General features: G+C 36.1%; 11 protein-coding genes. 7 read left to right on the top strand and 4 right to left on the bottom strand.

The window, feature by feature from the left end:
- Positions 1–84: 84 nt before the first annotated feature.
- Positions 85–903, top strand: a complete 819-nt coding sequence (locus Q0977_RS17385) for a purine-nucleoside phosphorylase (protein ID WP_119415757.1) — start codon at positions 85–87, stop codon at positions 901–903.
- Between the two features lie 192 nt (positions 904–1,095).
- The gene (locus Q0977_RS17380) at positions 1,096–1,440 is read left to right on the top strand and encodes a hypothetical protein (RefSeq protein ID WP_119415756.1); all 345 of its coding nucleotides are present in this window, start codon (positions 1,096–1,098) and stop codon (positions 1,438–1,440) included.
- Between the two features lie 125 nt (positions 1,441–1,565).
- Here Q0977_RS17380 and Q0977_RS17375 read toward each other — a convergent pair whose 3' ends face one another.
- Both Q0977_RS17375 and Q0977_RS17370 read right to left on the bottom strand, forming a co-directional pair.
- Positions 1,566–2,111 (bottom strand): glutathione peroxidase, encoded by a 546-nt coding sequence (locus tag Q0977_RS17375; RefSeq protein ID WP_119415755.1) that lies wholly within the window; start codon positions 2,109–2,111, stop codon positions 1,566–1,568.
- A 340-nt stretch (positions 2,112–2,451) separates the two neighbouring features.
- Positions 2,452–2,637 carry a hypothetical protein gene (locus Q0977_RS17370; protein ID WP_119415754.1) on the bottom strand — a complete coding sequence of 62 codons (186 nt, stop codon included), beginning with the start codon at positions 2,635–2,637 and terminating at the stop codon, positions 2,452–2,454.
- Between the two features lie 307 nt (positions 2,638–2,944).
- On the opposite strand from Q0977_RS17370, the gene Q0977_RS17365 reads away from it, so the two are divergent.
- Positions 2,945–3,553, top strand: coding sequence for a glycosyltransferase family A protein (locus Q0977_RS17365; RefSeq protein ID WP_299516175.1), 609 nt, complete (start codon positions 2,945–2,947; stop codon positions 3,551–3,553).
- 43 nt (positions 3,554–3,596) lie between these two features.
- On the top strand, positions 3,597–4,184 hold the full coding sequence (locus tag Q0977_RS17360; RefSeq protein WP_299516173.1) for a glycosyltransferase family 2 protein: 588 nt from the start codon (positions 3,597–3,599) through the stop codon (positions 4,182–4,184).
- Positions 4,185–4,290: 106 nt separating this feature from the next.
- On the opposite strand, the gene Q0977_RS17355 is transcribed toward Q0977_RS17360, so the two are convergent.
- Positions 4,291–4,815 (bottom strand): class I SAM-dependent methyltransferase, encoded by a 525-nt coding sequence (locus tag Q0977_RS17355; protein WP_299516171.1) that lies wholly within the window; start codon positions 4,813–4,815, stop codon positions 4,291–4,293.
- Positions 4,816–5,057: 242 nt separating this feature from the next.
- Here Q0977_RS17355 and Q0977_RS17350 point away from each other — a divergent pair, with 242 nt between their 5' ends.
- The 3 genes from Q0977_RS17350 to Q0977_RS17340 are packed head-to-tail and all read left to right on the top strand — an operon-like array spanning position 5,058 to position 7,604.
- On the top strand, positions 5,058–5,660 hold the full coding sequence (locus Q0977_RS17350) for a glycosyltransferase family A protein (RefSeq protein WP_299516169.1): 603 nt from the start codon (positions 5,058–5,060) through the stop codon (positions 5,658–5,660).
- A gap of 59 nt (positions 5,661–5,719) precedes the next feature.
- Positions 5,720–6,739, top strand: coding sequence for a polysaccharide biosynthesis protein (locus Q0977_RS17345; protein ID WP_299516167.1), 1,020 nt, complete (start codon positions 5,720–5,722; stop codon positions 6,737–6,739).
- A gap of 4 nt (positions 6,740–6,743) precedes the next feature.
- On the top strand, positions 6,744–7,604 hold the full coding sequence (locus Q0977_RS17340) for a sugar nucleotide-binding protein (RefSeq protein ID WP_299516165.1): 861 nt from the start codon (positions 6,744–6,746) through the stop codon (positions 7,602–7,604).
- A 614-nt stretch (positions 7,605–8,218) separates the two neighbouring features.
- Here the strand turns inward: Q0977_RS17340 and Q0977_RS17335 are convergent.
- Positions 8,219–9,685: collagen-like protein (locus Q0977_RS17335; protein ID WP_299516163.1), on the bottom strand; the 1,467-nt coding region annotated here is incomplete at its 5' end.

Here is a 9,685-nt window from a genome sequence, read left to right as displayed (position 1 = left end):
TGTACGTATTGAAAAAATATTTTTCGTCACTTAAAAATGGCGTGAGCCATTGATACATCAACATTTATAGAGGGAGGAACTTAAATGCACAACGTTCAAGATATTATTGAAGCAAAAGAATTTATATTAAGCAAGACAACTAAAAAACCTAAGATTGGTTTAATACTAGGTTCCGGACTCGGCAATCTTGCGGATGAAATTGAAAATCCCATCAGCATTCCCTACAGTGAAATTCCCCATTTTGCAAAGTCTAGTGCAGTTGGTCATGCCAATGAGCTTGTTATTGGTACATTGAACGGAAAAACAGTAGCTGCTATGAAAGGTCGCTTCCACTATTATGAAGGATTCACATTAGATGAAGTGACATTCCCTGTTCGCGTGATGAAAGCTCTTGAGATTGAAACACTAATCGTCACAAATGCATGTGGGGCTGTCAATACTAACTTTAAGCCAGGAGATTTAATGTTAATCACCGACCATATCAACTTAGTCGGTGCAAATCCTCTAATCGGCCCTAATAATGACGAGTTGGGAACACGATTCCCTGACTTATCACAAGTTTACAATCAAGATTTGCGCAATCTTGCATTGGATGTAGCAAAGAAACAAAATATCACATTACAACAAGGTGTTTACGCTTGGTGGAGCGGACCAACATACGAATCTCCAGCAGAAGTTCGCATGATCCGTGTACTTGGGGCTGATGCATGTGGAATGTCAACCGTACCTGAAGCTATCATAGCTACTCATGCAAGTATGAAAGTATTAGGCATATCTTGTCTAACAAATATGGCATGTGGAATCCTAGACCAACCTTTAAATCACGAAGAAGTGATTGAAGTTGCAGGTCAAGTAAATACGAAATTTGTTGGTTTGATCAAAGGGATCTTAGAAGAAATATAGGCTACGAATGACTAGAGATTAAAAAAAGAAGTCTGATGATATTATTCAGGCTTCTTTTTATTATTTATCAGAAAATGCTACCAACTATTTCATCATTATCGTTCGTTTAAAATGAATAACTTTTTTTGTTGCATAAAAAGTTTTGCACTGGAGCAAAATTATAGAATCAAATCTAATTGGAGAACAACATTTATGATTATTCTTTCACTTTTATTGATGTTAGGCGGATTATTTATTATAAATGCGATTTACGCTTACCAAAACAAGAATATTGATCCTGACTTTTTATCCACTTTGTGGTACTACATTAAAGTCCTCCCTTTTTTCCTGTCTGCGAGTATGATGATTGGATATGGAGTTAAATTTTTAACAAAAATTGTAGATAACTTAACCTTTTCGCTTATTGCATCTAAAGGAATAGAGATTTTCGTGAGTGTAGCCATTGGTTACCTATTTCTAAAAGAAGTTCCAAATTGGCGTACCGGGGTAGGTATTATCATTATCTTAATCGGCTTTTTAGTATTGAAAGGAAAATAGAGGATATATTAATGATTAAAAAAGTCAGATTGAATAGTCTCCTATTGCATCTGACTTTCTATTCTGCTCTCACATCGATACGGTATTCTTAGTAAGATTTAAATTTTTTATTAACTATCTCTTTCTCACAATATAGCTTCAATTGCTTGTTCAATATCTAAAAATGAACTATACGGCTCAAAACGTTGTAATACGCGACCATTTTGATCTACTAAAAATTTTGTGAAATTCCAACGAATATTACGACCTATTAAATAATCTGGATAATTCGTTTGAATAGCATTGTATAAAATCTTTTGTTGTAGTGTTTCACGGGTAAATGGTGGACAATCTACCTCGTGTTTCAAGTAATTGAATAATGGATGTGTTTTATCTCCATTGACATCGATTTTATCAAAAACCGGATATGTAACTCCAAATTGAAGTTTGCAGTGACTAGCAGTAGTTTGACCATCTTCAGGATTTTGTTCACCGAATTGATTGCATGGAAATGACAGTACACTAAAACCCTTTTCTGCATAGCGTTCATACATCTTTTGTAAATCCTCATATTGATATGTAAATTCGCAATGACTTGCTGTGTTGACTATTAATAGGACCTTATTTCGATAGGTTTCCATTGATAAAATTTCACCGTTAGGTTTTTTAACTAAATAATTATAAATACTCATCGTTTTGCTCCTTATTATGTTTGTTTGTGATTGAATTTATTTACTAACATTTTAATAGCTTAAGAGACTTCTACCTAAACGCAACTACCAATATTTTGCCAAATTAAATTGCACACAACTCATTCTGGTGAGTACATTGTACTAAATTTAAATTCACTTTACAAGTTTTATGTATTGTTATCTAACCGATTTTCCTCTTTAATTATCGTATTTGCTAAAGTAAGTAAGATTTATTTATTTTTAGCATAAGGCTTTTCTCTTTTACCAATAGTACTTTGTACATAAAAGAAGCTAAGCTACTAAGCATTAGCTTCTTTCATTTGTTTATATCAAATATAAACTAATTCCATGCCGTGCGTTCACTTACAGGCTTATCATCAGTGGAGAACTCCCTTTCTTTTTTGAAGTCATTGGCATCAAAGTTTGCTTCAGCGCCAAATTCTTCATTTAGATGGTTTGCCTTGGTCTGACGACTTTTTGCACGTGGTTGTTTCTTTACTTCTTGCTTATTGTTTATATTTGACATAGCCATCCTCCACTCTTTTTATAAAACGCATTAATTTATTTAACACGTTTCAATAGAAGTTTGACCACAATCGCTCATTTTATAACACCATGGATATATAAATTATTGTTAGATAAATTTCTAAATATATATTGATAGTGCCGGCTAAATTCACTAAAAATCACACCAGACATTGATGAACTGAAGGTCGGAGTCGCCTCTCTATTTAACCTTCTAGATGGGAGTCCTTAACCTTTTAATTATTAGTGCATATAATATTGGAGAGATTTACGAGTTATAGACTTCTTCAGACAAAATGTGCAAAGGAGTGATTCCAATAAAATTTAGTTTTTTAACACCTGCTTATAATTCTGAAAAATGGATTAAACGACTGTTAGACAGTATTCCTAAACAGTATGCATATGAAATTCTTATTTGTGATGATGCTTCAACAGATAATACGCTAAATATTTTATTAGACTATCAGAAAAAATGCCCTCAACTTAAAATCTTAAAAAACGAACAAAATATTGGCGCTAGTGAAAGTTATAATCGTTTAATCGAAGAAGCAACAGGAGATTACGTAGCTATTATTGATAGCGACGACATCTATTTACCAACCATTGTTGATGTATTAGAACAAATCGATGGAGAGTATGATATCTACTATTACAATATGTTAACAAAAAATGGTCAAGCATTTATTAAACAGCCTACCGATGGATATATGTGGCCAGGTCAATTTAAAATCATTCGCCGCTCATTTATAGGAGATGCTAGATTCGTAACGAGAAGAGAATATGCCGGGGATACTGATTTTAATATGGCGTTACTCAATAAAGGTCCTAAATGTAAATATACTGGGATTTTCGCTTATTGGTACAATTACCCTAGGGAAAATTCAGAATCAGATTTACATCTTAGAGGGTTAAAATAATGTTTTATAGCATTAAAATAGTATATTTGAAAAGAGGTTTACTATGAAGTTTAGCTTTGTAACGCCCGCTTATAATAGTGAAGGATATATTGAAATGATGCTAGATAGTATTCCAAAAGAATATGCTTACGAAATCATCGTTTGTGATGATGGCTCTACGGATCGAACATTAGAAATTTTGGAGAACTATCAAAAAACATGTCCTCAACTTCAAATTTTAAAGCATGAAGTAAATAAAGGGACAAGTGAATCTTATAATGACTGCTTAGCTGCAGTTACAGGAGATTATGTAGCAATTATCGATAGTGATGATATCTATTTACCAACGATTATTGACGTATTACAACAAATCGATGGGACATACGATATTTACTATTATAATATGTTAACAAAAGCAGGAGGTTATTATATTCATGGCCCGATTGATTGGCCAGGAAACTTTAAAATCTTTCGAAGTAGCTTAATTGGGGATGCAAAATATACAAAAAAACCTACAGGTGCAGATCTTGACTTTTATAATTCCTTATTAGCAAAAAATCCAACTCGTAAACATACAGGTATCTTTGCCTATTGGTATAACTACCCTCGAGAAGGTTCAGAGTCTGATTTATACCTTAAAAGTTTAAAATGAGATTATTAAAATAAAAAGCTCAATTTTACGATATTGTAAAATTCGAGCTTTTTTCTCTTTCATTACGTAGACGATGCCCCGTATACATGCCTCCAACTAGGCCTTCTTACTCGTGCCAAGATAATTGTTTTTTACGTTTTCTGCAAAGTGTTAAACCAGGATTAACTGGTAATGTCATTAACTCATACTCCGTTGTGTCTTTTGACAATTCTTCAATCGCTTGATAGGCTGTATCGCAAAGAGCTCTTTGCATCATCCAATTATCTCTTGGATGTGTATCGTGGAACAAAATTAATCCATGTGGTGCAACGAAAGGAAAATAATCATAAAAATCCTGTAACACCGCTTCTTTTGCATGGTCTGCATCTATGAACAAAAGATCGATTTGTAATGGATTTTCTTTTAATTCTTGCGCAAATTCTTGAGTAGTACCATTAAAAAAACGGACTTTTTCTGACTGTTGCATAAAATTTCCTGCTGCAGGATTCATGTCAACCCCAATTAATTTTTCCGCATGAGGAATCATGCTATTAAATAAATCACAGTGATATAACCCAAGTTCTACATATACCTTTGGACGAATAAGACCCCCAAGAAAATTGATTAAATCCTCATGCCAATTTTGATTCAATTCACCACAACCTCTCCAATATATTCCAAAAAATTATAAGTGTTCATCTTCTTTATCATATTTTAAAATCGACGTAATGTTACAAATAATTACATTTCGTTTGAATTTGGAATTTTTATAAATAGTACCCAAACCAAAGTTCCACCCTCTCATATACTAAATAGAGCTTCATCTATAAAACTATAAAATATTTTACTTCTAGACTATTTTAGAGAAGAAATTCATTGGAATGGGGTGTTTATTTGAAATTTAGCTTTTTATCCCCTGCGTATAATAGCGAGGCTTGGATTAAGCGAATGCTAGATAGTATTCCAAAAGAATATGCCTATGAAATTATTGTATGTGATGATGGTTCTAGAGATCGGACCGTTGAAATTTTAGAAAAGTATCAGGTAACATGCCCCCAACTCAAAATTTTAAAAAACTTCTCAAATAAAGGCGCAAGTTATTCATACAATCGATGCATTGAAGAAGCAAGCGGAGATTATATCGCAATTATTGACAGTGACGATATTTATCTACCTCCAATACGAGAAGTTTTAGCTCAAGTAGATGGGACATACGACATTTACTATTACAATATGTTGACTAAAATTGGGCAACGTTTTGTGAAAAGTGAAACAGATGGGTACAGTTGGTGCGGGCAATTTAAAATTATACGTAGAAGTTTTATAGGGGATGCGAAATTTACAAATCGAAAGGATATAGCCGGAGATTACGATTTCAATAAAACATTAGTCGATCAGTCTCCAAAGTGCAAATATACAGGAATCTTCGCCTATTGGTACAACTACCCGAGGGAAAACTCAGAGTTTTATCTATACCAAAGAGGATTAAAATCTTAAATCAATAATCAAGCACGATTAATATTCTATACTACATTGAAGTTTGGAGAGAATACAACTTGTTTAAAGATAAAATATTATTGATAACTGGTGGCACTGGATCATTTGGAAATGCAGTATTAAGGCGTTGTTTAAATACAGATATTAAAGAAATCCGAATTTTTTCTCGGGATGAAAAGAAACAAGATGATATGCGGACTTTATATCAAAATGATAAATTAAAGTTCTTTATCGGGGATGTCAGGGACATTCATAGTATTAATCATGCTATGTACAATGTGGATTATGTATTTCATGCTGCAGCCTTGAAGCAAGTACCTTCTTGCGAGTTTTTCCCTTTAGAGGCTGTCAAAACAAATATCCTTGGCACAGATAATATGCTAACTTCAGCCATTCAAGCAGGTGTAAAAAAAGTCATATGTCTATCTACCGACAAGGCCGCTTATCCTGTAAATGCCATGGGGATTTCTAAAGCGATGATGGAAAAAACGTTTATTGCAAAATCACGAATGGCTCCTGATGAGACGTTAATCTGTGGTACTCGTTATGGAAATGTAATGGCATCAAGAGGTTCGGTCATTCCATTATTTATCGATCAAATAAAAAAAGGAAAACCACTAACCATTACTGATGACAAAATGACACGATTTATGATGAGTTTAGAAGAAGCGGTAGACTTAGTCATCTATGCATTCCATCATGCATCAAATGGTGACATTATGGTACAAAAAGCTCCCTCTTCTTATATTAAAGACCTCGCTCAGGCATTGATTGAGTTATTTGAAGCAAATAATGAGATTCATACAATAGGTACTCGTCATGGGGAAAAAATCTATGAAGTACTATTAACGAAAGAAGAAGCAGCAAAGGCGATTGATATGGGTAACTTTTATCGAATCCCCGCTGACAACCGTGATTTAAATTACGCAAAATATCTCAATCAAGGATCCCCTAAAATTACATTAAGTGATGAATATAACTCCAACAACACAAAAATCCTTACGATAGATGAAATAAAACAAAAACTACTCACTCTCCCATTGATCCAAGATGAACTAAAATCATGGAAGGGAGAGTAGGATATTGAAATTCTTGGTACTTGGTGCAACTGGGATGGCAGGTCATACAATTGCCTTGTATTTAATTGAAAAAGGTCATGAAGTAATTACGTATTCAAGAAGCCCATTTGCATTTGGTGAAAATGTGAATGGAGAGTTAACCGATGATACATTTTTACGCACCCTTCTGCTTGACTCAGACTACGATATTGTTATTAATTGTATCGGAGTCTTAAATGAAGCTTGTGATCAGGCACCGGCCAATGCTGTCTATTTTAATAGTTATTTACCACATAAAATTGTTGAAATACTAGAAATAGATGAAAATAAAAGGTTGTTCCATATGAGTACAGATTGTGTGTTTTCAGGGAAAAAGGCACCTTATTATGAGGATAGTCTTCGAGATGGTGAAACCTTTTATGACCGCACAAAGGCTTTAGGAGAAATTGAAAATGAAAAACATTTAACCTTTAGAAATTCAATTATCGGACCTGATATGAAAGAAGATGGAATTGGATTATTTAATTGGTTTATGAAACAAGAGGGGACAATTTATGGATATAACCAGGCGATTTGGACGGGAGTAACGACATTAACATTAGCAGAAGCAATGGAGAAGGCTGCATTTGAAGGGCTATCAGGATTATATAATTTAGTTAACAATGAAAGTATCAATAAGTTTGAGCTATTAAAGTTATTTAATAAGCATTTTAAAGATGAAAGAGTCACCATTTTACCCGAATCCAAAATCAAATTAGATAAAACCCTTATGAATCAACGTAAGGACTTTCATTTTGAAGTGCCTACTTATGAAAATATGATCATAGAGATGAAAGAGTGGATTGAATCTCATTCTACTTTATATCCGCATTATTTTAGTAAATAAAAAACAATAATAGTAGATAGAATTCGATAAATCCAAAATTTGTACATGAGAAGTTACCAAATAAAAACCCGAACTACTACGAAACTCAAATGAGCATTTCGTATAATAGTTCGGGTTTTTATTTGAATTTTTTTATTTTTAATATAATTCATTTATACATTTTTGAAAATCTTGAGGTGTTTCAATCAAACATGCATCCCCTTGAGTATAAGAGTATTTAGTATTTAGCTGTACTGATGAGTCGTCTTACGTTAAAAAAAGTTGAAATACATTGTAGAGTCATGGTATTCATTGAAGTAGTAAAAGGCTCCTAACTTAGTGAGGTAATTCACAGCGTTGTAAATAACGATTAAAATTGTATGTATAGGGACGGGATCCTTATTTTCAATACATCTTATTAAAAACACAAAAAACTCATTACAATTCAAGACTACAATTTATGTAAAAGAAAGTCATTTATACAATAAATTACGTTAAAAATTGAAAACGGGTGGAGTCTAAACAATCCATTTATACTCCACCCAAAGTTAACTCAAAACGATTTCTAACCTTTTTGAAAATAAAAAGATACAACTTGTAGGAGTACTCCTATAGGTCCAAGTACTTCTATACCATCAGATATCATCAATTTTAATAACTCGAATGGATGCATTATCAATAGCTACTGTCCCTATAGTTCCTGGTAATGTTTGAGTAGTAGTAGAAACGTTGCGTAATGTTAGGACAGCTGGAACAGTGCTTACAGTTATTATCCCACCAGCTGTTAAAGTCACATCACTAGCTGAAAAAGCTCCGAGGACACCAAAAGTAGTATTAGGTATCTCGACTCCATTTAAAAATAGTGCCCAAACTGATGGAGTATTTAATGTTGATGTCACTGTTACAGTCCCTATAACATCGTAAATACCTGATTCGTTTATTTGCACCGCGTTACTAGCTAGCTGTACCGATGGCGTTTGGATTCCAGCCACTGTAAGAGGAACATCTTCTCCACTATCAATAGTCGTTGCTCCGGTTCTAAAGAAGTCACCATAAGCTGCAATATTTGCTACTCCCGTTGCTCCGGTTGCTCCTGCTGGTCCGGTTGGGCCGGTTGGGCCGGTTGCTCCTGTTTCACCTGTTGCTCCCGTTGCTCCTGCTGGTCCGGTTGGGCCGGTTGGTCCGGTTGCTCCTGTTTCACCTGTTGCTCCCGTTGCTCCTGTTGCTCCGGTTGCTCCAGTTTCACCTGTTGGCCCGGTTGCTCCCGTTGCTCCTGTTGCTCCTGTTGCTCCTGTTGCTCCTGTTTCACCTGTTGGTCCCGTTGAACCCGTTGATCCGGTTGCTCCGGTTGCTCCCGTTGGCCCGGTTGCTCCTGTTGCTCCGGTTGCTCCTGTTGATCCGGTTGCTCCCGGTGAACCTGTTGCTCCGGTTGATCCGGTTGCTCCGGTTGCTCCCGTTGCTCCCGTTGAGCCGGTTGGGCCGGTTGCTCCCGTTGCTCCCGTTGTTCCCGTTGCTCCGGTTGCTCCCGTTGCTCCCGTTGTTCCCGTTGCTCCGGTTGCTCCCGTTGCTCCCGTTGAACCTGTCGGAATTGTTGTTAGTTCTATTGTTACAATAGCAGAACCAGGTGTTACTATAATATCTAGTGTGTCAGAATTAAAGGATAAACTATCCCCTAACCCTAAAGGTACTGCACCTGTTGCTCCCGATACAAAGAATAATGTTTGACCTGTAGCAAAAGATCCTGTCGGACCGGTTGAGCCTGTAGCACCTCTAGGTCCAGTATCACCTTCCTCGCCCGTTGCTCCCCTAGGTCCGGTTGGGCCGGTTGCTCCCGTTGAGCCGGTTGCTCCTGTTGAGCCTGTTGTTCCGGTTGCTCCCGTTGAACCTGTTACTCCGGTTGCTCCCGTTGCTCCTGTTGCTCCCATTGTTCCGGTTGCTCCTGTTGCTCCCGTTGTTCCGGTTGCTCCCGTTGCTCCCGTTGAGCCGGTTGGGCCGGTTGCTCCCGTTGCTCCGGTTGCTCCTGCTGGTCCGGTTGGTCCTGTTGCTCCTGTTGCTCCTGTTGCTCCTGTTTCACCTGTTGGTCCCGTTGCTCCCGTTGAGCC

The sequence above is a fragment of the uncultured Rummeliibacillus sp. genome, assembly GCF_934216135.1.
In the GTDB taxonomy this organism is placed as follows: Bacteria; Bacillota; Bacilli; order Bacillales_A; family Planococcaceae; genus Rummeliibacillus.
This window is presented reverse-complemented; position numbering and strand designations above follow the sequence as displayed.

Bases quoted from the DNA above. Each gene is read 5' to 3' on its own strand.
- Q0977_RS17385 (WP_119415757.1), top strand. From the start codon at position 85: ATGCACAACGTTCAAGATATTATTGAAGCAAAAGAATTTATATTAAGC.
- Q0977_RS17380 (WP_119415756.1), top strand. From the start codon at position 1,096: ATGATTATTCTTTCACTTTTATTGATGTTAGGCGGATTATTTATTATA.
- Q0977_RS17375 (WP_119415755.1), bottom strand. From the start codon at position 2,111: ATGAGTATTTATAATTATTTAGTTAAAAAACCTAACGGTGAAATTTTA.
- Q0977_RS17370 (WP_119415754.1), bottom strand. From the start codon at position 2,637: ATGTCAAATATAAACAATAAGCAAGAAGTAAAGAAACAACCACGTGCA.
- Q0977_RS17360 (WP_299516173.1), top strand. From the start codon at position 3,597: ATGAAGTTTAGCTTTGTAACGCCCGCTTATAATAGTGAAGGATATATT.